Genomic DNA, 24,426 nt, shown 5'->3' on the forward strand with positions numbered 1-24,426 from the left:
AGCTATAAGAATAATAGCGGCGGAAGCGATCCCAAGAGAGACAGAACGAAATAAAAAGCCCAGCATTACTTTCCTCTTCAACCAGTTGGAAGATATCTACGTTAATGGATGTCTAAATATAGAAAGACTGGTGAAGAATAGCACTTTGGTTCAATTAAATAAAAGGGTGAGAAATAACCAATATAGACAGTTTGCCTTTATTGGTATCCTCACCCTTTATTGAGCGTTTAAAATTATTAGCGTTAATTAACGAACGACTAAGTAAATCGTGCGATCGCCCCTTTGAATATTTAGTGCCAGTACGTCAGGTTTCTTTTCCAAGATTTCGCGTAACTGAGCCAAATTTTTAACCCGTTGGCGGTTAACCGCAACAATGATGTCATTTTCCAGCAACTGGTAAGCTTCTGCAGGTGAACCTTTAGCTACATTAGTGACTTTAACCCCTTTTACGGAAGAAGAGTCAGTTGTGTTAGTTAACTCAGCGCCAGCCAAACCGTCATGAAGTTTCTCTGCTTGGGTCTTACTATTGCTTGATTCACCTAAGGTGACATCAAACGATTTGTTTTTCCCATCTCGTATAATGCCGAGTTCGATTTTTTTACCCGCACCAAGTGTTGCGACTTTCGCTCGTAGTTCACTGAAGGTATCAATGCCTTTGCCATTGAGGGAAACAATAATATCACCAGCTTCAATACCCGCGCTATCAGCCGCACTTTCAGGTAGAACTTGGCTAACAAAAGCGCCTTTACTTGATTCATAGCCAAGAGCTTCAGCTAACTCCGAGGTGATCTCGCCACCTTGCACACCTAACATTCCGCGTTTTACTTCGCCGAAGTCTAGAATTTGCTCTGTGAGGTTTTTCATCATATTCGATGGGATGGCGAAGCCGATGCCGACGTTGCCACCATTAGGCCCGAGGATCGCTGTATTAATACCAATTAACTCACCGTTAAGGTTAACCAGTGCTCCACCAGAGTTACCACTATTAATAGCGGCATCGGTTTGAATAAAGTTTTCAAAGTTTTCTAAGTTGAGCCCGCTTCGACCTAACGCGGAGACAATTCCTGAAGTCACCGTTTGTCCAAGCCCAAATGGGTTGCCGATCGCCACGCTAAAATCACCGACTCTGAGTTTGTCGGAGTCTGCGAGTTTAATCTGAGTGAGATCTTTGGCTTTTTCTAGCTTTAGTAAGGCGATGTCTGACATTTCATCGCCACCGATCAACTCAGCGTCGTATTCTCTGCCATCGTGAAGTTTTACTTTGATTTCGTCGGCACCATTAATAACGTGATAGTTGGTAACTATATGACCTTTATCGGCGTCAATAATGACACCTGAGCCTAAACCTCTGAATGGACGCTCTTGAAGTTGCTCGGGACCGAAAAAGAATTGAAATTGTTCAGGGATGCGTTGGCGTTGAACTTGTTTACCTTCTACAGCGATACTCACGACCGCAGGTGTTACCTGTTCAAGCATGGGAGCTAGGCTAGGAAGTTGCTCGCCATTAACACTAAAAGGGAGCGCCGCAGTTGCTTGTATCGGCGCGATGATTGAACTTAAGCTTAAAGTCAGTACCGATAAAGCAAGCAAAGGTTTTTTCATCATAAATTCCTCTCTGAATTAAGGTCTCAACTAGTCGAATATAAGAATAATATGACTGGTATCAATAGACCTGAGTGAAAGTTATGACTCAAAAACCTTATGAAAGTTCAGCAAAAAATCAGATTATGAAGCTTTCGCTGTTACAGCATCGGTTGCTTCGATGATTTCTTTTTCTTGCTCGTTGAACAAACCTGTAGAGCCTTTCGCATAGTCTTTAGGCTGTTGGTTGATTGGTGCTACGGTTGCATCTGATTTTTCAGAATGCAGCGCTGCGGTTTTTACGAATGGGTTATCTTGTTCTGGTAGGTTTGGCAGCAATTCTGCTGAGGTTTTTTCCATGTGCTGATAAAGCTTTGTGTAGTCTTTACCTAGCGTATCGAGCATTTCAGCTGTTTGAGCAAAGTGGTCGGCAAGTTCTTGGCGTTGCTGCTCAAGTGCAAACTTTGCTGAGTCTAGTTCTTTTTGAACAGACTTTTGATTCTTATATTCTGGTTTGGTTAGGCGTGCAATGATCACCCCTAAAATAGCGCCAACAAGTAAACCTATAATTGCATACATCCAAGGCATAACAGCTCCTAATAATTGTTTCTTAACATGTTTGTTACTGCTTAGTTACACGTATTTCGACTCCATGGTACTATGAGATACATAACGTATAAAGAAAAATGCGTGTGCGCTGCCTAGCAGTTTAGTGTTGCCTCTTTCGTGGATCTGTCGTGATGAACCCTATAAAAAAATACGAACAAGACATAGAAACTCATGGATTTCAGAGAGATCCAGCTCAAGAACAAGCGGTAAAAAGTTTAGATGAGCTCTTCTATCAACTTCAAGATTACCTTAATGCTCCAGTCCCACAGTTAACTCGTTTTCAAAAGCTGATGGGTAAGAAACCTCAGTTACCTGAACCACCGCAAGGTTTGTATTTTTGGGGCGGAGTGGGGCGTGGTAAAACTTACTTAATGGATACGTTTTTTGATGCTCTGCCGATCAAGAAGAAGATGCGTGTTCACTTTCACCGCTTTATGTATCGCGTACATGATGAGTTGAAAGCAATAGGGAATGTAAGTGATCCATTGCCATTAGTCGCGGATAAGTTGAAGCAAGAAGCTGAGATCATCTGCTTTGATGAGTTTTTTGTTTCAGATATTACCGATGCAATGATCCTAGGAACTTTGTTTGAAGAGCTGTTTGCCCGTAATGTGGTGCTGGTGGCGACATCGAATATCCCACCTGTCGATTTATATCGCAATGGCCTACAACGCGCTCGCTTTCTTCCTGCAATTAAACTTATTCAGGACAACTGTCATATTTTGAATGTAGATAGTGGGGTGGATTATCGCCTTCGCACACTCGAACAAGCCGAAATTTATCATTTCCCGCTTGATGAGCAAGCTAACATCAACCTCGAAAAGTACTACATGCAACTAGTCGGGGAAGATAAAGAGAAGTTAACGCAAATTGAAGTGAATCATCGTCAATTGGATGTGGTTGAAGCGAGTGATGGTGTTTTGCATGGTACGTTTGCTCAACTCTGTCAGTCTGCTCGAAGCCAGAATGATTACATTGAATTATCTAAGGTGTACCACACTGTATTGTTGGCTGACGTATTGCAGATGGAAGCGACAACAGATGATGCAGCAAGACGTTTTATAGCCTTAGTGGACGAGTTTTATGAACGCAATGTAAAACTCATTATTTCGGCGGAAGTAGCATTGGAAGAATTGTACACACAGGGCCAGTTGAATTTTGAATTTAAACGCTGTCAGTCACGATTAATTGAAATGCAGAGCCATGATTATTTAGCGAAAGAGCACCTTGGCTAGCCTTTTTTAAGCCGGTTGACAAAAGTGAATAAAAAAATCGTGATTTTGTTCAAAAAGAGGTGATTTTTTCTTCGCTCTTCTCTATAATCCTGCGACCTACCGTTACTGCGGGCCTCTAGCGATGAGTAAAATCACGTTATGCCAAGAGTTTTCCAACACTCGAAGGGGTGATGAATGGTAACTCTTAGACAGTGGGAATACGCGAGTATTCCTTAAGTGTAAATTTTTTAAATAGGTAATTATTAGCATGAAAACTTTCGTTGCTAAACCAGAAACTGTAAAACGCGACTGGTATGTTGTAGACGCTGAAGGCAAAACTCTTGGCCGTCTAGCAAGTGAAATCGCTTCTCGCCTACGCGGCAAGCACAAAGCAGAATACACTCCTCACGTAGACACTGGTGATTACATCATCGTTGTTAACGCTGAGAAAGTTGCTGTTACAGGTAACAAAGCTAAGGGTAAGGTTTACTACCGTCACTCTGAGTTCCCAGGTGGTCTTAAAACTATCACTTTTGAAAAGCTAATTGCTAAGAAACCAGAAATGGTTCTTGAACTAGCAGTTAAAGGTATGCTTCCACGTGGTCCACTAGGCCGCGCGATGTACCGTAAGCTTAAAGTATACGCTGGTACTGAGCACAACCATGTTGCTCAACAGCCACAAGTACTAGACATCTAAGGGGATTAAGACAATGGCAGAGAATCAATACTACGGCACTGGTCGTCGCAAAAGCTCAGCAGCTCGTGTTTTCATCAAACCAGGCTCTGGTGAGATCGTAATCAACAAGCGTAGCCTTGATGTTTACTTCGGTCGTCCAACTTCTCGTATGGTTGTTAAGCAACCTCTTGAGCTAGTTGAACTAACTGAGAAACTTGACCTTTACATCACTGTTTCTGGTGGTGGTATTTCTGGTCAAGCTGGCGCAATCCGCCACGGTATCACTCGCGCTCTTATGGAGTACGATGAAACTCTACGTCCTGCTCTACGTGCAGCTGGTTACGTTACTCGTGACGCTCGTTGCGTTGAACGTAAGAAAGTTGGTCTACGTAAAGCACGTCGTAAACCTCAATTCTCTAAGCGTTAATTTTTCCTTTACGGAAAATACACGCTCCCAGTTTTATTACTGGAATTGTGGTTCAAAGCTCGGCTATATGCCGGGCTTTTTGTTTTTTTACTCCTCTGAACTCCCCCAAATTCCTTACATTTACTTTCTCTTTCTTATAATTTGACTTCTTTTGTGACCCCGCGTGCGAATTACCTCATGATTGTTACAAAAAGGTAGCTTTATCTTGTCAAAAAGTAGGGTTTTATTTATCATTTCGCCTTAATAAATAGAACTAAATTTATATTTTGTTAGCCATGCTCTATAAGCGGAATAATTACAATCCAAAAGGAGCAAATGGGAGAATGTTTGGATGAGCAACGCGCCTTTAAATAACGGTCGCAGGCGTTTCTTAACCGCAACAACAGCAGTTGTTGGTGGTTTGGGAGCAGCTGCAGTCGCCGTGCCTTTTATCAAATCATGGAATCCGAGTGCCAAAGCGAAAGCTGCGGGTGCTCCGGTTGAAGTGGAAGTAAGCAAACTTGAAGCCGGTCAAATGGTTCGTGTCGAATGGCAAGGTAAACCTGTATGGGTTGTACGTCGTGCTGATTCTGTACTCRAAAACCTGAAGTCTATCGGTGGTCAACTACGCGATCCACAATCAGAAACAGAGCAGCAACCTGAATACGCACAGAATGAGTTCCGTTCAATTAAGCCGGAATTCTTCATTGCTGTTGGTTTCTGTACTCACTTAGGTTGTTCTCCGACTTACCTTCCTGACTCTTTTGCAGAACAAGTTCAAGGTGTTAAATCTGGCTTCTTCTGTCCGTGTCATGGCTCTAAGTTTGATATGGCTGGTCGGGTGTTCCAAGGTGTTCCTGCACCTTTGAACTTGGTTGTGCCAAAGCATATGTATTTGAGCGACACTAAGATCCTTATCGGCATTGACGAGGGAGACGCATAATGCAAGGACTACTTGATTGGGTAGAAAAACGTATTCCAGCGATGAATGCTTATAAAAAGCATTTATCTGAATACCCGATGCCTAAGAACTTTAACTTTTGGTACCTTTTTGGTTCTTTGGCAATGCTTGTTTTGGTTAACCAAATCCTGACTGGTATTTGGTTAACAATGAACTACGTACCATCTGGTGAAGGTGCGTTTGCTTCGGTTGAATACATCATGCGTGATGTAGAATACGGTTGGTTATTGCGTTATATGCACTCTACAGGTGCATCAGCGTTCTTCGTTGTTATTTACTTGCACATGTTCCGTGGTCTTATCTACGGTTCATACCAGAAGCCTCGTGAGCTTCTGTGGATCTTCGGCATGCTAATCTTCTTAGTATTAATGGCTGAAGCATTCATGGGTTACCTACTACCATGGGGACAAATGTCTTACTGGGGTGCACAGGTAATCATTTCCCTATTTGGTGCAATTCCAGTTATTGGTGACGACCTAACGCTTTGGATCCGTGGTGACTACATCATCTCAGGTGCAACACTGAACCGTTTCTTCGCACTACACGTTATTGCTCTACCAATCGTATTACTGCTGCTTATCGTTCTTCACGTTCTAGCACTGCACGAAGTTGGTTCGAATAACCCAGACGGTATTGAAACGAAGCTTCCGAAAGGCACAATGGGCGACGAGTACAAAACTCAGTTCCCATTCCATAAGGATTACACGAAGAAATACGACATCATCGATTCTGTTCCTTTCCACCCATACGGGACTGTGAAAGATATGGTTGGTGTAGCCGGTTTCCTATTCTTGTTCTGTTATGTGTTGTTCTTTAACCCTGAGATGGGTGGATACTTCCTTGAGCCGCCTAACTTTGAAGCTGCAAACCCACTGAAGACTCCAGAGCACATTGCTCCAGTTTGGTACTTCACGCCGTTCTACGCTGTACTACGTGCTGTTCCTGATAAGTTGTTAGGTGTTGTAGCAATGGGCGCTTCTATTGTTGTGCTATTCCTACTGCCATGGTTCGACCGTTGTAAAGTTCGTTCTTACCGTTACCGTAGCAAACTGCATTTGATTAACATCATCCAATTCACAATAAGCTTTATTGCGCTTGGTGTCCTTGGTGCGCTTCCTGCAACGCCAACATACACATTGCTGGCTCAAATCTTTAGCTTAGGTTATTTCATGTTCTTCGTTCTACTATGGTTCTACAGTAAAAATGAAGCGACTAAACCATTACCAGAAAGGGTGACGTTCAAATGAAAAAGTGGATTGTAATTTTATTTGCTATGTTGCCATCTCTAGCTATGGCTGCGGGTGCAAACGTACCATTAGATAAAGCGAACAATGATTTAACGGATAAAGCTTCATTGCAAAATGGCGCAAAGTTATTCATGAACTACTGTTTTGCTTGTCACTCAACGCAATATCAGCGTTATGAGCGAGTTGCTACGGATTTAGAAATCCCAGTAGATCTAATGAAAGAGAACCTGATTTTTGATCCTGAAGCAAAAATCGGTAGCTTGATGGTTAACGCTATGCCTGCGAAGCAAGCAGCGAACTGGTTTGGTGCTCCGCCACCGGATCTAACGCTTGTTGCTCGTGTTCGTGGGGCTGACTGGCTTTACACTTACCTTCGTTCTTTCTACGAAGATCCGTCTCGTCCATTTGGCGTAAACAACATTGTTTTCCCAAGTGTAGGTATGCCGCACGTTCTTGAAGAGCTGCAAGGTATCCCTAAACCAATCTACGATACACACATGGTAGATGGCGAAGAAGTAACGACTGTTGTTGGTACAGAAACATCTGGTACTGGTGAGCTTAGCACTAGCGAATATGATGATTCAGTTCGTGACCTGGTTAACTTCCTAGTTTACTCAGGTGACCCTGTGCAATTAGAGCGTCACGCGATGGGTTGGTGGGCAATGGCCTTCCTAGTGATCTTCACTATCATCGTGGTTCTGCTGAAGAAAGAGTACTGGCGTGATGTGCATTAATTGTGCTATCATACTGTGCTAATTCCTGAATTTACAATGGAGGCTTAGGCCTCCATTTTTTTTATTTTAAGTGTACTGGAGGGGCTCCATGGCTGTAGCTGCCAATAAACGTTCTGTGATGACTCTTTTTTCAAGTGCTTCTGATATGTATAGCCATCAGGTTCGCATTGTTCTTGCTGAAAAAGGCGTAAGTGTTGAAGTTGAGTTGGTTGATGAAAATAATCTACCAGCAGAGCTTGTTGAACTGAACCCATACAAATCAGTACCAACTCTTGTTGATCGTGAGCTTGCATTGTATGACTCAAAGATCATCATGGAGTACCTAGATGAGCGTTTCCCTCATCCACCATTGATGCCTGTTTACCCAGTGGCTCGTGGTAATAGTCGTCTGATGATGTACCGTATTGAACGTAACTGGTATTCAGTTGCTGAGAAAATTGTAAAAGGCAATGCTGAAGAATCTGAAGCTGCACGTATTAAACTACGTAATGACCTTCTAACTCTAGCGCCTATCTTTGCTGAATATGAATATTTCATGAGCGAAGAGTTTAGCCTAATTGATTGCTACCTAGCTCCTCTATTATGGCGTTTGCCTGAGCTTGGTATTGAACTTGTAGGTCCTGGTTCTAAAGAACTTAAGATTTACATGAACCGTGTATTTGAGCGTGATTCATTCCTAGCTTCTCTTACTGAAGCTGAGCGTGAGATGCGACTAGTTCGCTAAGCGGTTATGGAACTTACTAATATGACACCACGCCGTCCGTATATGCTAAGAGCATTTTATGAATGGTTGGTGGATAACGAGTTAACGCCACACTTAGTGGTAGAGGCAACCTTACCGGGTGTTCGTGTTCCGGAAGAGTTTATTCAAGATGGCCAAATCATTTTAAATGTTGCTCCTAGAGCTGTTGGTCAGCTAGAACTTGGCAATGAAGCGGTTACATTTAGTGCTCGCTTTGGTGGTCGTCCTCATTCTGTGATTGTTCCGTTGTACGCTATTGAAGCTATCTATGCTCGTGAGAACGGTGCTGGAACAATGTTTGAACCTGAAGAAGCTTACATGACAGCGTTGGAAGAAGGTATCGAAGAAGGTCCTTTTGAAACTCAACCTGCTGTATCTCCTTTAAGTGTAGCGACAACAACAGAGTTAGAGTCGGTAGAAACTGAAACAGAGGTTGAGTCAGCCCCTGAGCCAGTGAGACCGAAAGGCAAGCCAAGCCTTAGAGTTATTAAATAAAAAAAGCAGCGATTACGCTGCTTTTTTTTGCTTTCAATTTTAGTTAGCAATCTATGTAGCCAGATTTAGGCGCTAGGCTGACCATATTGGAATGCACGGATAACCTGCTTTACTCCCGAGATGTTTCTCGCCACTTCTGTTGCTATTTCTGCTTGCTCTTGAGTTACTAGCCCAAGTAAGAATACTTCCTGATTCTCAGTGATCACTTTGATTTTTATACCATTCAGCTCTGACTTAGTCAGTAGTGCAGATTTAACTTTCGTTGTGATCCAGCTGTCTTTACTTATCGCACTGACTGCTAGAGGTTCGAGTACACGAACTTGGTTGTGAACTTCTGTGACACCTTGAACTTCTTTGGCTTTACTGGCAAACGAGCGTCTTTCTTGGTCAGTTGAAGCTTGTCCCATTAGGACAACCGTTCCGCGGTAAGAGTTTGCTGTGATGCGAACATTGCCACGATAAGGTGGCTTATTGCCCAGAGCTGCGACTTCAAACTCAATGTTGTTGTCGTTCCAAATTTCTTGAGTCGATCGAGTGTCTGTAACAATACTTGCAGTGGTTGCAGCGCCTGCGATAAATAGACCAGCACAACCTGAGAGGCTTGCGGCTAATAACGCGAGGCTAACCAGTTTTACTAGTCTCATTATCTTTCCTATTCTTCGTGTGCTGGAAATAGAACTTGGTCAATAAGGTCACACAGGCAGTGTAGCGTTACCATGTGAACCTCATGGATACGTGCAGTGCGRTGAGATGGAATACGAATTTCTACATCGTGCTCACCTAATAGCCCCGCCATTTCACCGCCATCTTTACCTGTAAAGGCGATGATTGTCATATCGCGAGTTACTGCAGCTTCCATTGCTTTAATAATGTTTTTGCTGTTACCGCTGGTAGATATAGCTAAAAGAATATCTCCAGTTTGACCAAACGCTCGAACTTGCTTCGAAAAAATTTCTTCATAGTGGTAGTCGTTCGCTACGGCTGTTAACGTTGTATTATCAGCGGTCAAAGCCATTGCAGGTAGGCTTGGGCGTTCAGTTTCAAAGCGGTTTAATAAGCAAGATACAAACTGTTGAGCGTTAGACGCCGAACCGCCATTACCACAGCAAAGGATCTTATTGCCATTAAGTAGTGTCGCGAMCATAGCTTGCGCTGCGTGAGTTATTGAATCTGGCAGTGCTTCTGCTGCGGCAATTTGAATTTGGATGCTTTCTGTAAAACTTTCTTTAATGCTGTCTAGCATTGCTTATCCTTGAGTAATCGCATTTTCTATCCATTCGATGTTGTTACCATGTTGCTCTATCGCAACCACATCGAATCGAAAATCTGTGGAATGGGCAGATAGCCCTTGCTTGAGTAGCCAAACATTTGCTGTCTTGACTAACTTACGCATTTTTTGTGGAGTGACCATTTCGACAGCATGACCATAGTCATTTTGCTTTCGGTATTTGACTTCCACAAACACAATGCAGCTATTATCTCGCATTATAAGATCAATCTCACCACATTTGGCTGAGAAGTTTTGCTCTATTATCGTTAAACCTTGGCGAGTAAGGTATTTACTCGCCAAAGCTTCATAATGGTTACCTATTTGCTTACGGCTAAATAGCCCCATGTTCCGCCCAGCTGATTTGACGTTGGATTACACAGCTGTCGTCAATGGTAAGTACCCCTGTTTGACCATGAATACTATGGCCTTCAACAGCTTTCATTTGTGGTAGAGCTTCCATCAAGTAGTATGCGTCCATCCCCAAAGCTTGTAAGCGTTTTTCGGCATTAGAGTTATCAGGCCATAGGCTATCTAATTGTGCTTTGAGTTCGATATTATCTTCGATTAACAGTGGAATATCGCTATAGATAACGCCTGTTAAATCTTCATATTGCTTATCGCCGCTGTTACTACGAGAGTTTGAGTATAACTCCGGTTGCTTCGCATCTGGGTTTACCGCAACTTCGATGAATGGTTTGATCAAAGTAAGTTCTGAATTCTTTGCCACAATATAAACTGAGTCGATATCTCTACGGCTACGAGGCTCTGTTTCGATATCTAATTTCATCAATGCGTCTATTTGAGCAATGCGTTGTTGGCTTTCTTGTAGGCCAAATACTTGATTCACATTACGTTGCAATTGACGCTTATCTGAGAAGAAACTCGTTGCTACTTTGTTATTACTGTATTTCAGCCACTCTTCTTCGAATGCTTCTTGAACTCGAGTACCAAGGCGACCTTTAGGTGCAATAATCAATGGGTACTTATAGCCTTTCGTAAACAGGTGTTTAGCGGCTTGAGCAACCTCTTGTTCTGGCGATAGTGTTAAGTAACACATGCTAGAATCAGGATTGACGGTTTGAGGGATATTCAACGCTAACGTTGGAATTGGGTTTTCACTCAATGCTTGCGCTTGTTGAAGCTTCTCTATATTACTTTTAATAAGAGGACCAACAATGAAGTCGACCTTATCTTCAATCACTTTCTCTTTTATTTCTTGAGCACTTTGCGTTTGGGTATCAAGCACAGTTAGCGTTGCATCTTGCTCGCGTTCTTTGTCATTCATCATCGCAAAGATGAAACCATCACGAACCAGTTGAGCTTGTTTACCAAACTTACCAGTAAGTGGCAGTAATAATGCTGTGCTTGTTGGCTTGCTGATATCCAAATTTAGGATCTCAGTGATTGCCAGTGGAGTGTATACCGCAGCTGGGTGAGTCGGGTTTTCTGCAAACCAGTGCTCTAATGTGTTCTTAAGTTGTGGCAGGTTGCTATTCAGCGTCTTCATATAGATTGCTAATTGAAGCCAGCCATCAAGGAGCTCTTCATTTGGTGTCGTAACCAATGAAGTAATCTCATATTGAGAGTATGTGTAAAGGTTTTGCCAAATTCTTTCGGCGATTTGTTCTTGGTCTTGGCCTGCTGCATATTCTTCTAGCAGAACTAATTCACGAGAAGCAGAGAAGTATTCACTGAGGACTTCAAGAATATCCGCTCGTAGGCTGTGGTAGTCCTTCCATTGTTCTTGAGGTAGCTGCCACCATGGTTGAAACGCTAGTTGACGGTACGCTTCTTTTGCTTGGTTATTGTTAAACAGTAGCTGTGAGCGAGACAGTTGCCACTCAGCTTGCTGTACTTCCGACAATGATTGCTTAGCCAGGCGTTTGATCAGCAAAGAAGCTTGTTCTGTTTTGCCTGCTTGTACTGAAGCTTTTAATGCCATGATTAACCAATCATTCTGCAGGCTTCCTTGACTGCTATCGGCACGCATCATATAGCTTTGTGTTGTTTGAGTTGGATCGAGAGTGATATCCACACTAACAGGCTCTACTAGTTTAGAAGAACAAGCCGCTAATGTAATTGCCAATGYAATTGGAGTTAATAAGCGTGGTACACTAAGTCTCTTATGGTTCATCATTGCCATGAGTTCTTATAATTCCGTATAAATTTGTATCTATATTAATCGTTGAAGTGATGGTAAACAAATGACAGACAACAAAACCTTGCTCACAGAGAGCCCAACTCTCTATATTGTGCCGACTCCAATTGGAAATTTGGGAGATATCACTCAAAGAGCCATCGAGGTCTTATCAAATGTTGATGTTATTGCTGCGGAAGATACGCGCCATACTGGCAAACTACTCGCACACTTCAATATTTCAACTAGAACGTTTGCTTTACATGATCACAATGAGCAAACCAAAGCGCAAGTACTTGTCGAAAGGTTATTAGAAGGTCAGTCTATCGCATTAGTCTCTGACGCGGGTACTCCTTTAATCAGTGATCCAGGTTATCACTTGGTTTCTCAGTGTCGTCAGGCTGGCGTTAGAGTTGTGCCATTACCTGGTGCGTGCGCAGTGATTACAGCATTAAGTGCTTCGGGTTTACCGTCAGATCGCTTTAGTTTTGAAGGTTTTTTGCCACCAAAAAGCAAAGGGCGTAAAGATAAGTTCTTAGAAATTGCAAAGGCAGAACGCACTTGTATCTTCTATGAATCACCGCACCGAATCTCAGATTCTCTTCAAGATATGCTTGAGATTTTAGGCCCAGATCGTGAAGTCGTATTGGCTCGTGAGCTGACTAAAACGTTTGAAACCATTCAAGGGCTACCATTAGGTGAATTGATTGAATGGATTGAAGAAGACGCTAACCGTAAACGCGGAGAAATGGTTTTACTTATTCATGGTCACCGTGAAGAAGCAACCACAGAGTTGCCTGACGAAGCGACTCGTACTTTAGCTATTCTAACTAAAGAGTTGCCACTGAAAAAAGCGGCCGCAATGACGGCTGAAATCTACAATTTGAAAAAGAACGCTTTATATAAATGGGGCTTAGAGCATTTAGATAACTAGCGTCCCTATTTATGTAGTTTTTCCTTTACTGTAGAGAATATTAGAGGGATGAAAGTAATGCTTTCATCCCTCTTTTTTGTTCGTGATGTATAAATATTGCCCACTTGCTTGGTGGTTTGCAGCATATTTGTGATCTCGCTAGACACTGAACTCTAATCTCTATACAATCCGCCCTCGGAGTTGAACGGGTAATCGCTGCTTTGCTGATGTCCTTCGGGAGACTGACGTTGAGGTCCTTCGGGAAACTGACGTTGAAGTCCTTCGGGAGACTGGTAGAGGGGAGGAACGTCCGGGCTCCATAGAGCAGGGTGCCAGATAACGTCTGGGGGGCGCGAGCCCACGACAAGTGCAGCAGAGAGAAGACCGCCGATGGCCTCATTTCTTCGGAAGAGGCACAGGTAAGGCTGAAAGGGTGCGGTAAGAGCGCACCGTGCGACTGGCAACAGTTCGTAGCAAGGTAAACTCCACCCGGAGCAAGATCAAATAGGCCCTCACATTGCGTTGCTCGCGTATGGGGGCGGGTAGATTGCTTGAGCCTGTGAGCGATTGCAGGCCTAGACGAATGGTTACCGCCGCGCAAGCGGAACAGAACCCGGCGTACGTGTCAACTCCACCCATTAAAAGAACCCATCATTACTAACCAGTAGTGATGGGTTTTTTGCTTTATATTGACGTTAACAATTTTATATCCACTAAACTTAGCGAAAAATCACGATAAGTTGCACTCAAAGAGTGGAGATAAAGTACGAAATCAGTACACTAAAACGTTATCGAAACAGAACCATTGCCGTTTAAGTGGCTTAATTCACTCACCGAGAAGACTATGACAGAAGCATTCAAACATATTTCAGTGTTGCTTAACGAATCCATTGATGGACTAGCGATCAAACCTGATGGCACATACATTGATGGAACATTTGGCCGTGGTGGTCATAGTCGTACAATTTTATCAAAGCTCGGTGAGAATGGACGCCTGTTTAGTATTGACCGCGATCCACAAGCTATTGCTGAAGCTCAAAAAATCGATGACCCTCGCTTTACTATTATTCACGGACCTTTCTCGGGTATGGCTGAATATGCAGAGCGTTATGACTTAGTTGGTCAAGTAGATGGTGTTTTACTGGATTTAGGTGTTTCTTCACCTCAGTTGGATGATGCTGAACGCGGCTTTAGCTTTATGAAGGATGGCCCGTTAGACATGCGCATGGACCCGACTTCTGGTATTCCAGTATCACAATGGATTGCTGAAGCAGATCTTGATGATATCACTTGGGTTATTCGTGAGTTTGGTGAAGACAAGCACGCTCGCCGTATCGCGAAAGGTATCATTGCTTATCAAGAGAACGAAGAGAACGAACCGTTAACGCGTACTGGCCAACTGGCTAAGCTTATCTCAGATGTTGCTCCAAAGAGTTTCAAAGAGAAAAAGCACCCTGCGACTCGTGCATTCCAAGCATTCCGTATTTACATCAACAGTGAACTGGAAGAGATCGATACTGCATTGAAAGGCGCTGCAAGTATTCTTGCTCCTGAAGGTCGCTTATCAGTGATCAGTTTCCATTCATTAGAAGATCGTATGGTTAAGCGTTTTATTCGTAAAGAAAGCCAAGGTCCACAAGTCCCTCATGGTTTGCCATTGACTGAAGAACAAATTAAAGMACTCGGTAGTGCGGATTTGAAACCAGTAGGCAAAGCAATCAAACCTTCTAAAAATGAAGTGGATGACAACACTCGCTCTCGTAGTTCAGTGCTACGTATTGCCGAGAAGCTGTAACCATTTCTTATGAGTAGTAAACCAAACCTAGCCAAAATCATTGTGATTGATTTGTTCTCAGTGGGTAAAGTCCCACTGATGTTGCTTATCTGTATATTCATTAGTGCTATGGGTGTAGTGTTAACTACTCATATGTCTCGCCAAGCTATTACCCAAAAAGACAACGCTTTTGTTGCGCGTGAACAATTGGATAACGAGTGGCGAAATTTAATGCTTGAAGAAACCGCTCTTTCTGAACACAGCCGAGTTCAGTTTATGGCTAAGAAAGAGTTAGAAATGAAACGCCCAGATGCCGATAAAGAAGTAGTGATTTCATTGAAATGATAGGTAAAAAGGACAAGGTGCAAGTTAAGTCTAAAGGCACTGAAGACAAGGAAGATTCTAAGCCAGCAATGATACGTTGGCGTTTCTACGTCATACTCGCTTGTATTTTCTGCATTTTTGCTACTCTTGTTGGCCGCGTTGCCTACATTCAAGTTATAGAACCAGACAACCTTATTCGCCAAGGTGATTTGCGCTCGGTTCGCGTTAAAGCTCTTCCTTCTGCTCGCGGTATTATTTCAGATCGTAATGGTGAACCTTTAGCTGTCAGTGTACCGGTTGAAGCGGTATGGGCTGATCCTAAAACCATCTTTGACAATGAAGGTTTGAGTGATAAAGATCGTTGGCATGCATTAGCTGATGTTCTTGGGCTCGACCGAGATGGTTTAGTTAAAAAGATCTCTGCAAATAAATCCCGCCGTTTTATCTATCTTCAACGCCAAGTTAGCCCTGCTATGGCGAAGTATATCCGTGAATTAAAACTGGCAGGTGTCGGTTTGAAAGCTGAATCTCGCCGTTACTATCCAACAGGTGAAGTTAGTGCCCACTTAATCGGGGTTACTGGTATTGATGGACATGGCCTGGAAGGTGTAGAGCGCAGTTATGACAAATGGTTAACGGGCGAGGCAGGTAAACGCACTATACGAAAAGACCGCTATGGACGCGTGGTAGAGAATATTTCATTAGAAGAACGCGAAGAAGGCAAGCCGCTTGAGTTGACTATCGATCAGCGCTTACAAGCTATCGCGTATCGAGCGGTTAAACAGGCGGTTGCTGATCATCGTGCAACTTCAGGTTCTGCCATTTTATTGGATGTTAAAACTGGGGCAGTTCTTGCGATGGTCAATGCTCCTTCTTATAACCCCAATAACCGTTCTGACTTACAAAGTTTTAAAATGCGAAATCGCGTTATCACCGATGCATTTGAGCCGGGTTCAACAGTAAAACCATTTGTCGTACTTGCTGCTTTAGAAAACGGTACTGCCGATCTCGATACCGTTATCGACACTGGTAATGGCATTATGAGGATTGGTGGTAGTCGTGTCCGTGATACATCTAAAGTCGGCAAAGCTAACCTTGCTACGATACTCCAGAAGTCGAGTAACATCGGTGTGACGAAGTTGGCTTTAGATATGCCGCTTGAAGCCTTACTAGGTATGTATAGTTCAGTCGGTTTGGGTCAAGAATCAGGGTTAAACCTAGTCGGAGAAACATCGGGTATTTTTCCAAGCAGAAGACGCTGGTCTAAATTTGAAATTGCGACTTTGGCGTTTGGTTACGGGTTGTCCATTACTCCGATTCAACTAGCACACGCGTACGCGACTTTAGGTAACTACGGTGAATATCAGCCAATTCATATTATCGATAGCAACCAGCAAGAGTTAGCGAAACAGGTGGTTGGTCGAGAGAATGCTAGGCACGTTTTAGAAATGCTTGAAGGCGTAACGAAACCGGGCGGAACGGCAACTAAAGCAGCTGTACCTGGTTACCGAGTAGYRGCAAAAACTGGCACTTCAAGAAAAGCTATTTCAGGCGGTTATGGCGACGAATATTTTGCGTATACCGCGGGTGTAGCGCCAGTCAGCGATCCACGCGTCTCTTTGGTGGTGATGATCAATGAACCACAAGGTGATCAGTATTACGGTGGTTCAGTTGCTGCTCCTGTTTTCTCAGAAATAATGAAAGGTGCTCTTCAGATCATGAACGTCGCACCAGATGAAAACCAATTTCAGAATTAATGCTTATTAGGAATAATTATGGGCAATAGTATTTCTCTATCAACGCTGCTCCAACCTTGGGGGCACTTTCAACAAGCGAACTTTGAAAGTATCCAAGTGACTCATCTTGAGCTAGATAGCAGAAAAGTCCAGCAAGGTGATGTGTTTGTAGCTGTCATTGGCCATGCTGTTGATGGACGTACCTATATTGATAAAGCAATAGAGCAAGGTGCTGCCGCTGTTGTTGCCCAGTCGTGTGAAAATAAGCTGAATGGTTTGGTTGAATACCACGGTAATACACCGGTTATTTATATTGAAGCGCTTAACTTAGCCCTATCTCAATTAGCAGGGCGTTTATATTCTTCACAAAATATGAAGTTAATCGGTATTACTGGCACGAATGGTAAAACGACAATTACTCAATTGATTGTTCAGTGGCTTGATTTAGTGAAATGTAAGTCTGCGGTAATGGGGACTACAGGCAATGGTTTCCTGAATGATCTTAAACCTGCAGCGAATACGACAGGTAGTGCCATTGAAATTCAACGTACATTGAGTGAATTAGCACGGCAACAAGCTCGATATACAGCGATGGAAATTTCATCTCATGGTCTCGTTCAAGGCCGTGTAAGTAGTTTAGCTTTTGAAGTTGGCGTATTCACCAATTTAAGTCGTGACCATCTCGATTATCACGGCACTATGGATGACTATGCATTGGCTAAGTTAAGCTTATTCACAGAGCATGAATGTAAAGACTCTGTGATTAATATTGATGACGCTGTTGGTTTGAAGTGGATGACTTCACTCCCTAATGCTGTAGCTGTTTCTTTAAATGAAGAACCAAATTCTAAGCAGTGCCTTTGGGCGAAAGAGATTGAGTACGCAGAAACAGGTATCACCATTCAGTTCGATGGTACATGGGGACAAGGCGTTTTATGTGCCCCTTTGATCGGTGAATTTAACGCGTCTAATCTGATGTTAGCGTTTGCTACTCTACTTACTCAAGGTTTTGATAAGCAGTTATTGCTAGATACGGCAAGCCAGTTAGAACCTGTTATAGGGCGTATGGAGCTATTCCAAACTGACTCTAAAGCCAAAATTGTCGTTGATTACGCACATACTCCAGATGCACTAGAAAAAGCTTTATCGGCACTGAGAGTACATGGTACTGGCAAGCTATGGGCAATTGTAGGCTGCGGTGGTGACAGAGATAAGGGCAAGCGCCCAATGATGGCTTCGATTGCTGAGAAATTTGCAGATAAAGTTATTTTGTCGGACGACAACCCTCGTGGCGAAGATCCTATTTCAATCGTGCAAGATATGTTGGCTGGCTTAGCGCATCCAGATGAAGCTGTGGTAGAGCACGATCGTTACCTGGCTGCAAAATTTGCGTTAGCGAATGCATCATCTAATGACATCATTCTTTTGGCAGGTAAAGGGCACGAAGACTACCAAGTATTAAAAGAAGGAACGGTTCACTATTCAGACCGAGAATCGGCGTGTGAACTTTTAGGTATAACAAAATGATCGATTTTACATTAGAGCAAATCAGCCAAGTGCTGGATGGTAAAGTTATTGGCCAAAGCGTAGCAATTAGTGCTGTGTCGACTGATACCAGAACCGTTGAGTCTGGCGCTCTTTTTATTGCATTAGTTGGTGAGCGATTTGATGCACACGACTTTTGTCAGCAAGCGGCTGATGCACAAGCGAGTGCTATTTTAGTTGAACGTCAACTTGATATCGATATCCCTCAGCTGGTAGTAGCTGACACCAAGGTAGCATTAGGTCAATTGGGTTCATGGGTACATCAGCAATGTCATATCCCAACTATGGCAATTACGGGAAGCTGCGGTAAAACCACTGTCAAAGAAATGGTGGCTAGTATCTTATTGCAAAAAGGCGAAGTGTTATTCACCGCTGGAAACTTTAATAACGATATTGGTGCGCCGTTAACATTGTTACGAAGCACCCCAAATCATGACTACGCAGTGATTGAGCTTGGTGCTAACCATATTGGTGAAATCGCTTATACGACGAACCTAGTCAAACCTAATATCGCACTGGTTAATAATGTTGCCGCTGCACACCTTGAAGGTTTCGGCTCTATAGATGGTGTGAAGCAAGCGAAAGGTGAAATCTTCCAAGGCTTGCAAGATGGCGAAACCGCGATCATTAATTTAGACAGTAATGGTGGGGAAAGTTGGCAAGACGTACTTGCAGGTAAAACTGTATTAACGTTTTCAGACCATGATCAGAGTGCTGACTTCTCGGCGAACAATATTGTTATTAATGATGAAGGTGAGGCGCGTTTTAACTTAACTTGCCCAGAAGGCTCTATCGCTATTCAATTAGGTATTATCGGTAAACATAATGTCGCTAATGCACTTGCTGCTGCAGCTTTATCTATACATTTTGGTGCAACGCTTAAAGAGGTTCAGTCAGGTCTATTGAACTTAATGAAAGTCAAAGGCCGAGTTGAAGCTTTACAACTAACAGATAATATTAAGCTTATTGATGATAGCTATAACGCAAGCGTGCCTGCAATGAAAGCTGCTGCGGATTTACTGGCAGGTTTTAGCGGAGAGCGCTGGTTGATTTTGGGCAATATGGCTGAGCTTGGTGATGAAAGTCTTGCACTTCACCGTCAAGTCGGTGAATATGCTGCCCCATTTAAATTTGAACAAATTCTTACCTTTGGTGAGGATTGCAAAGTGATCAGCGAAGTGTGTAATGGTATCCACTTCACGACTCACCAAGCGATGATTGAATATATTGAGCAGAAGTTATCTCTGCAGAAGAACGCTACCCATACTTTGTTAGTTAAGGGAGCAAATAGTGCAGGCATGAGTAAAATCGCTACTGCTTTAAAGGAGAACCTTTCATGATTATTTGGCTAGCTGAGTTACTACAGCCACATTTTTCTTTTTTTCGACTTTTTGAATATCTATCGTTTAGAGCTATAGCGAGTATCATCACTGCGTTATTGATATCTTTATGGATGGGTCCGAGACTGATCGCCCGTTTACAGATGCTGCAAATTGGCCAAGTCGTGCGTAACGATGGTCCTGAATCTCATTTCAGTAAACGTGGTACGCCAACTATGGGCGGGGTAATGATCCTGGCTTCGATTGTCATCACTGTCTTGTTATGGGCTGATCTCTCTAATCCATATGTGTGGGCTGTATTGGCGGTGCTTCTTGGCTACGGCGCGGTAGGCTTTGTTGATGACTATCGTAAAGTTGTTCGTAAGAACACCGATGGTCTAATCGCCCGTTGGAAGTATTTCTGGCAATCAGCGATCGCTTTAGTTGTGGCATTTTCACTTTATGCACACGGTAAAGATACCGCAGCAACTCAGCTTGTTGTTCCATTCTTTAAAGACATCATGCCTCAACTTGGTGTGCTGTATATCCTCCTAACTTACTTTGTAATTGTGGGCACTAGTAATGCAGTTAACTTAACTGATGGCCTTGATGGATTAGCGATTATGCCAACGGTTCTTGTTGCTGCTGGTTTTGCTGCTATTGCTTGGGCGACAGGTAATGTTAACTTTGCTGCTTATCTGCATATTCCTTATATTCCCTACACCTCAGAATTAGTTGTAGTGTGTACGGCTATGGTGGGTGCTGGCCTAGGTTTCTTGTGGTTTAACACTTACCCTGCACAAGTATTTATRGGCGATGTGGGTTCTTTAGCATTAGGTGGTGCTTTAGGTACGATTGCTGTTTTGGTTCGCCAGGAGTTGGTTCTGGTTATTATGGGCGGTGTGTTCGTAATGGAAACTGTGTCTGTAATCTTACAGGTTGGTTCTTACAAGTTACGTGGGCAACGTATTTTCCGTATGGCACCGATTCACCATCACTATGAATTGAAAGGTTGGCCTGAGCCACGTGTTATTGTGCGTTTTTGGATCATCTCTATCGTACTTGTACTTATTGGTCTAGCGACATTAAAAGTACGTTAATGTCGAACTACAAAGAGCGTTAAGCATAAATGGAACATTGGCAAAACATTCAAAATGTAGTGGTTGTAGGGCTCGGTATTACCGGGCTCTCAGTCGTTAAGCACATTACCAAATACCAACCTCAATGCAACGTGAAAGTCATTGATACCCGAGCGCAACCACCGGGAGAAAATGAACTACCAGAGCAAGTTGAACTGCACTCTGGCAGTTGGAATATAGAGTGGTTGCTTAGTTCTGACCTCGTTGTTGCTAATCCTGGTATTGCACTTTCTACCCCCGAGATTCAACAGACCCTCGCAAAAGGCATTCCTGTAGTCGGTGACATCGAATTGTTTGCCTGGTCGGTAAGCAAGCCAGTTGTTGCTATTACTGGTTCTAACGGAAAAAGTACTGTGACAGACTTAACGGGTGTTATGGCTAAGGCTGCAGGACTCAAAGTGGGAGTCGGCGGTAATATTGGTGTTCCTGCTTTAGAGCTTTTAGAGCAAGAAGATGATCTGTACGTTCTTGAGCTTTCCAGTTTTCAGCTAGAAACGACTTCAAATTTAAAGCTTGCAGCCGCTGCATTCTTAAACCTTTCTGAAGACCATATGGATCGCTACCAAGGAATGGATGATTATCGCCTCGCTAAATTACGTATTTTTGATAATGCAGATCTAGCGATTGTTAATCGAGAAGATACTGCTAGTTTTCCTGATGTGGAGATGAACACTCAAACGTTTGGCTTGGACGACAATGAGTTTGGTGTTGTTGAACATCAAGGTCAAGAATGGTTATCTGATCACGGCACTCCTATCGTTCCATCAAAAGAATTGACACTGGTTGGACGTCATAATGTGGCTAATGCGTTAGTTGCCATTGCCTTACTTAAGCAAGTCGGTGTTGATTACTCGCTAAGTCTTAATGCGTTGAAAAATTACAATGGCTTGACGCACCGTTGCCAAGTTGTAGCTGATAATAACGGGGTTAAATGGGTTAACGATTCTAAAGCAACTAATGTCGCGAGTACTCTGGCTGCGTTATCTGGCCTCGATTGCCTTGGCACTTTGTACCTATTGGTTGGCGGTGACGGTAAAGGCGCTGACTTTAGTGAGTTAAGGCCTGTGCTCAATGATTTACCTGTTAGGTTATGCTGCTTTGGTGTCGATGGACCTGAGTTTATGGCATTGCATGAATCAGCCAAAGCATTCGATACTATGTCAGGTGTGATTGAGGTTATCTCTCCGCAACTAAAACCTGGCGATATGGTGATGCTTTCCCCAGCATGTGCTAGTTTTGACCAATTCAAAAATTTCATGGCAAGAGGTGATGCGTTTACTGAGCTTGCTCGTGAATATGCATAACCCTTCTAAAGGCTAAGTAGTTTGCAGCGTGTCCGACAAATAAATCAAAACGTATTAGGGTGGTTCAACCATTCCGCACCTGACGCACTCTTTGATCGTCAATTGGTGTGGATTGCGCTAGGCCTTATGCTAACGGGGTTAGTGATGGTGACATCGGCTTCGATTCCCATTAGCTTCCGTTATACGGGGCAGCCGTTTCACTTCATGTTTCGCCATGCGATTTTCTTGATGTTGGCGATAGGTGTTTCTGGCGTTATTTTACAGATCCCGATGAAGCGCTGGTTTCAATACAGCATGTATTTACTCGCCCTGTCTTTTTTCTTATTGATCGTAGTATTAGCGGTTGGCAAGTCGGTGAATGGTGCATCTCGCTGGATCCCATTAGGTTTATTTAACTTACAGCCGGCAGAAGTTGCGAAGTTATCTTTGTTTATTTTTATGGCGGGGTACTTAGTCCGTAAGCAAGATGAAGTAAGAAAGACCTTCTTTGGTGGGTTTGGTAAACCAATCATCGTTTTCGGTCTGTTTGCATTATTGCTACTTGGTCAGCCTGACCTTGGTACCGTTGTTGTAATGTTAGTCACTCTGTTTGGCATGCTGTTTATCGCTGGCGCTAAGCTTTCTCAGTTTATCGCTCTAATGGTGGCTGGTATTGCCGCTGTTGTAGGGCTAATAGCTGTTGAACCCTATCGAGTTCGACGTGTTACCTCATTTTGGGAGCCCTGGAATGACCCGTTTGGTAGTGGGTATCAATTAACGCAATCATTGATGGCTTTTGGTCGTGGAGATTGGTTTGGACAAGGGCTCGGTAACTCAATCCAAAAGCTTGAATATTTACCTGAAGCGCATACCGATTTTGTATTTGCTGTTTTAGCCGAAGAACTCGGTTTTATTGGCGTGACACTTGTTCTTATTTTGATTTTTAGCCTAGTTCTGAAAGCAGTGTTTATCGGCCAAAGAGCGTTTGAAAAAGAGCAACAATTTGGTGGTTACTTGGCGTTTGGTATTGGTATTTGGTTTGCGTTTCAAACCTTAGTTAATGTTGGCGCTGCCGCGGGTATTGTGCCGACTAAAGGCCTAACATTGCCTTTGATCAGTTACGGTGGTTCTAGTTTAATTGTAATGGCAATAGCTGTATCAATGTTATTGAGAATAGATCACGAGTGTCGCCTGATTGATGTACAAAATGCTGAAGACGCTGATGATATGAATATACGAGAATCGAATGAAAAAAAATAAAAAACTACTCGTGATGGCTGGTGGTACTGGCGGACATGTTTTCCCTGGTTTAGCCGTAGCTAAGAAACTTCAGCTTGAAGGATGGGAAATCCGTTGGCTTGGCACTGCTGATAGAATGGAAGCAGACCTTGTTCCAAGACATGGCATAGAAATCGACTTTATTAAAGTGAAAGGCCTACGCGGACAAGGTGTTACAAAACTTATTAAAGCACCGTTCCAGATTGTGAATGCGATTATACAAGCACGCCAACATATAAAAGCCTGGCAACCAGATATTGTACTAGGTATGGGTGGTTATGTGAGTGGTCCTGGTGGTATCGCGGCTTGGCTTTCGGGTGTTCCAGTCGTTCTGCATGAGCAAAATGCAGTAGCTGGTTTAACTAATCAGTGGTTATCTAAAATTGCTAAAAAAGTGTTTCAGGCATTTCCTGGTGCATTCCCAACGGCAGAAGTTGTTGGCAACCCTGTTCGTGAAGATGTCGTCGCTTTACCAGATCCACAAGAAAGAATGGAAAGTCGTAACGACGATATCCGAATTTTAGTTATGGGTGGCAGCCAAGGCGCAAAAATTCTTAACGATACTATGCCTGAGGTACTAGGAAAGTTAGGTTCTGGCTTCACCGTTCGCCACCAAGCTGGAAAAAATAACGCATCTTCTGTTGAGCTAGCTTATCAAAGCTCTGATGCAACCAAAGCGGAAGTGTGTGAGTTTATTGATGATGTTGCACAAGCTTATGCGTGGGCAGATTTGCTAGTATGTCGTTCTGGTGCTTTGACAGTATCAGAAGTGTCGGCTGCTGGTGTTGGCTCTATCTTTATCCCATTTATGCATAAAGACCGCCAGCAAGCACTCAACGCAGACCACTTGGTTGAATGTGGTGCAGCACTAATGATTGAGCAACCTGAGCTTACTGTTGATAAATTATCAGCGGCGATCTTGGGTTTAGACCGAACAGAATTACTAACGATGGCTAATAAAGCTCGTCAGGCTGCTAAGCTTGATGCTGACAAGACTGTCGCTAAAGCAATTAGTGCTTTAGTAAAAGAATGAGAAAGAATTG

General features: G+C 43.2%; 25 protein-coding genes and 1 other RNA gene. 20 read left to right on the forward strand and 6 right to left on the reverse strand.

Annotation, left to right across the window (positions count from 1 at the left end; all coding sequences use genetic code 11):
• On the forward strand, nucleotides 1-223 hold a 223-nt coding region (locus L4C33_RS06450), incomplete at its 5' end, for a hypothetical protein (protein WP_428811619.1).
• A gap of 23 nt (nucleotides 224-246) precedes the next feature.
• On the opposite strand, the gene L4C33_RS06455 is transcribed toward L4C33_RS06450, so the two are convergent.
• Nucleotides 247-1,602: a DegQ family serine endoprotease gene (locus L4C33_RS06455; protein ID WP_428811646.1), complete on the reverse strand. Its 1,356-nt coding sequence runs from the start codon at nucleotides 1,600-1,602 to the stop codon at nucleotides 247-249.
• A 123-nt stretch (nucleotides 1,603-1,725) separates the two neighbouring features.
• The gene (gene zapG, locus L4C33_RS06460; protein WP_428811620.1) at nucleotides 1,726-2,169 is read right to left on the reverse strand and encodes a Z-ring associated protein ZapG; all 444 of its coding nucleotides are present in this window, start codon (nucleotides 2,167-2,169) and stop codon (nucleotides 1,726-1,728) included.
• A 152-nt stretch (nucleotides 2,170-2,321) separates the two neighbouring features.
• Between zapG and zapE the strand changes: the two genes are divergently transcribed.
• From zapE to sspB, 8 genes are all read left to right on the forward strand, one after another.
• Nucleotides 2,322-3,425, forward strand: coding sequence for a cell division protein ZapE (gene zapE, locus L4C33_RS06465; protein WP_428811621.1), 1,104 nt, complete (start codon nucleotides 2,322-2,324; stop codon nucleotides 3,423-3,425).
• Between the two features lie 247 nt (nucleotides 3,426-3,672).
• Nucleotides 3,673-4,101 carry a 50S ribosomal protein L13 gene (gene rplM, locus L4C33_RS06470; protein ID WP_010434689.1) on the forward strand — a complete coding sequence of 143 codons (429 nt, stop codon included), beginning with the start codon at nucleotides 3,673-3,675 and terminating at the stop codon, nucleotides 4,099-4,101.
• Between the two features lie 13 nt (nucleotides 4,102-4,114).
• Nucleotides 4,115-4,507: a 30S ribosomal protein S9 gene (rpsI, locus tag L4C33_RS06475; protein WP_004740758.1), complete on the forward strand. Its 393-nt coding sequence runs from the start codon at nucleotides 4,115-4,117 to the stop codon at nucleotides 4,505-4,507.
• Between the two features lie 331 nt (nucleotides 4,508-4,838).
• Nucleotides 4,839-5,429: a ubiquinol-cytochrome c reductase iron-sulfur subunit gene (gene petA / locus L4C33_RS06480; protein ID WP_428811622.1), complete on the forward strand. Its 591-nt coding sequence runs from the start codon at nucleotides 4,839-4,841 to the stop codon at nucleotides 5,427-5,429.
• Nucleotides 5,429-6,694, forward strand: coding sequence for a cytochrome b (locus tag L4C33_RS06485; protein ID WP_428811623.1), 1,266 nt, complete (start codon nucleotides 5,429-5,431; stop codon nucleotides 6,692-6,694). Before petA ends, L4C33_RS06485 begins: the two co-directional genes overlap by 1 nt.
• A complete protein-coding gene (locus L4C33_RS06490) occupies nucleotides 6,691-7,428 on the forward strand; it encodes a cytochrome c1 (protein WP_428811624.1) in 738 nt (245 codons plus the stop codon). The genes L4C33_RS06485 and L4C33_RS06490 overlap by 4 nt, the downstream gene beginning before the upstream one ends.
• A gap of 88 nt (nucleotides 7,429-7,516) precedes the next feature.
• Nucleotides 7,517-8,152, forward strand: coding sequence for a stringent starvation protein SspA (gene sspA, locus L4C33_RS06495; RefSeq protein ID WP_428811625.1), 636 nt, complete (start codon nucleotides 7,517-7,519; stop codon nucleotides 8,150-8,152).
• Nucleotides 8,153-8,158: 6 nt separating this feature from the next.
• Complete coding sequence (gene sspB, locus L4C33_RS06500) at nucleotides 8,159-8,665, forward strand: ClpXP protease specificity-enhancing factor (RefSeq protein ID WP_428811626.1); 507 nt, start codon at nucleotides 8,159-8,161, stop codon at nucleotides 8,663-8,665.
• 65 nt (nucleotides 8,666-8,730) lie between these two features.
• Here the strand turns inward: sspB and L4C33_RS06505 are convergent, their stop codons facing one another.
• The 4 genes from L4C33_RS06505 to L4C33_RS06520 are packed head-to-tail and all read right to left on the reverse strand — an operon-like array spanning nucleotide 8,731 to nucleotide 12,078.
• A complete protein-coding gene (locus L4C33_RS06505) occupies nucleotides 8,731-9,309 on the reverse strand; it encodes a BON domain-containing protein (protein WP_428811627.1) in 579 nt (192 codons plus the stop codon).
• Nucleotides 9,310-9,317: 8 nt separating this feature from the next.
• Nucleotides 9,318-9,908 (reverse strand): phosphoheptose isomerase, encoded by a 591-nt coding sequence (locus tag L4C33_RS06510; RefSeq protein WP_428811628.1) that lies wholly within the window; start codon nucleotides 9,906-9,908, stop codon nucleotides 9,318-9,320.
• Nucleotides 9,909-9,911: 3 nt separating this feature from the next.
• A complete protein-coding gene (locus tag L4C33_RS06515; RefSeq protein WP_428811629.1) occupies nucleotides 9,912-10,280 on the reverse strand; it encodes a YraN family protein in 369 nt (122 codons plus the stop codon).
• On the reverse strand, nucleotides 10,267-12,078 hold the full coding sequence (locus L4C33_RS06520) for a penicillin-binding protein activator (RefSeq protein WP_428811630.1): 1,812 nt from the start codon (nucleotides 12,076-12,078) through the stop codon (nucleotides 10,267-10,269). The genes L4C33_RS06515 and L4C33_RS06520 overlap by 14 nt, the downstream gene beginning before the upstream one ends.
• A 61-nt stretch (nucleotides 12,079-12,139) precedes the next feature.
• On the opposite strand from L4C33_RS06520, the gene rsmI reads away from it, so the two are divergent.
• The 11 genes from rsmI to murG all read left to right on the forward strand — a co-directional run bounded on the left by rsmI (nucleotide 12,140) and on the right by murG (nucleotide 24,416).
• Entirely contained in the window at nucleotides 12,140-13,006 is an 867-nt protein-coding gene (gene rsmI / locus L4C33_RS06525) for a 16S rRNA (cytidine(1402)-2'-O)-methyltransferase (RefSeq protein ID WP_428811631.1), read from the forward strand.
• 176 nt (nucleotides 13,007-13,182) lie between these two features.
• An RNA gene (gene rnpB, locus L4C33_RS06530) (RNase P RNA component class A) lies at nucleotides 13,183-13,622 on the forward strand.
• A 207-nt stretch (nucleotides 13,623-13,829) separates the two neighbouring features.
• Nucleotides 13,830-14,780 (forward strand): 16S rRNA (cytosine(1402)-N(4))-methyltransferase RsmH, encoded by a 951-nt coding sequence (gene rsmH, locus L4C33_RS06535; RefSeq protein WP_428811632.1) that lies wholly within the window; start codon nucleotides 13,830-13,832, stop codon nucleotides 14,778-14,780.
• A 9-nt stretch (nucleotides 14,781-14,789) separates the two neighbouring features.
• Complete coding sequence (gene ftsL, locus L4C33_RS06540) at nucleotides 14,790-15,104, forward strand: cell division protein FtsL (protein WP_428811633.1); 315 nt, start codon at nucleotides 14,790-14,792, stop codon at nucleotides 15,102-15,104.
• Nucleotides 15,101-16,840: a penicillin-binding transpeptidase domain-containing protein gene (locus L4C33_RS06545; protein ID WP_428811634.1), complete on the forward strand. Its 1,740-nt coding sequence runs from the start codon at nucleotides 15,101-15,103 to the stop codon at nucleotides 16,838-16,840. Before ftsL ends, L4C33_RS06545 begins: the two co-directional genes overlap by 4 nt.
• An 18-nt stretch (nucleotides 16,841-16,858) precedes the next feature.
• Complete coding sequence (gene murE, locus L4C33_RS06550; protein WP_428811635.1) at nucleotides 16,859-18,346, forward strand: UDP-N-acetylmuramoyl-L-alanyl-D-glutamate--2,6-diaminopimelate ligase; 1,488 nt, start codon at nucleotides 16,859-16,861, stop codon at nucleotides 18,344-18,346.
• On the forward strand, nucleotides 18,343-19,704 hold the full coding sequence (murF, locus tag L4C33_RS06555; protein WP_428811636.1) for a UDP-N-acetylmuramoyl-tripeptide--D-alanyl-D-alanine ligase: 1,362 nt from the start codon (nucleotides 18,343-18,345) through the stop codon (nucleotides 19,702-19,704). The genes murE and murF overlap by 4 nt, the downstream gene beginning before the upstream one ends.
• Nucleotides 19,701-20,783, forward strand: coding sequence for a phospho-N-acetylmuramoyl-pentapeptide-transferase (gene mraY, locus L4C33_RS06560; protein WP_428811637.1), 1,083 nt, complete (start codon nucleotides 19,701-19,703; stop codon nucleotides 20,781-20,783). Before murF ends, mraY begins: the two co-directional genes overlap by 4 nt.
• A 29-nt stretch (nucleotides 20,784-20,812) precedes the next feature.
• Nucleotides 20,813-22,126 carry a UDP-N-acetylmuramoyl-L-alanine--D-glutamate ligase gene (murD, locus tag L4C33_RS06565; RefSeq protein WP_428811638.1) on the forward strand — a complete coding sequence of 438 codons (1,314 nt, stop codon included), beginning with the start codon at nucleotides 20,813-20,815 and terminating at the stop codon, nucleotides 22,124-22,126.
• A gap of 21 nt (nucleotides 22,127-22,147) precedes the next feature.
• Nucleotides 22,148-23,365 carry a cell division protein FtsW gene (gene ftsW / locus L4C33_RS06570; RefSeq protein ID WP_428811639.1) on the forward strand — a complete coding sequence of 406 codons (1,218 nt, stop codon included), beginning with the start codon at nucleotides 22,148-22,150 and terminating at the stop codon, nucleotides 23,363-23,365.
• A complete protein-coding gene (gene murG, locus L4C33_RS06575; protein WP_428811640.1) occupies nucleotides 23,352-24,416 on the forward strand; it encodes an undecaprenyldiphospho-muramoylpentapeptide beta-N-acetylglucosaminyltransferase in 1,065 nt (354 codons plus the stop codon). The genes ftsW and murG overlap by 14 nt, the downstream gene beginning before the upstream one ends.
• The last annotated feature ends 10 nt before the right edge of the window (nucleotides 24,417-24,426 follow it).

This window comes from Vibrio makurazakiensis (genome assembly GCF_050337375.1).
Classification (GTDB): Bacteria; Pseudomonadota; Gammaproteobacteria; order Enterobacterales; family Vibrionaceae; genus Vibrio; species Vibrio makurazakiensis.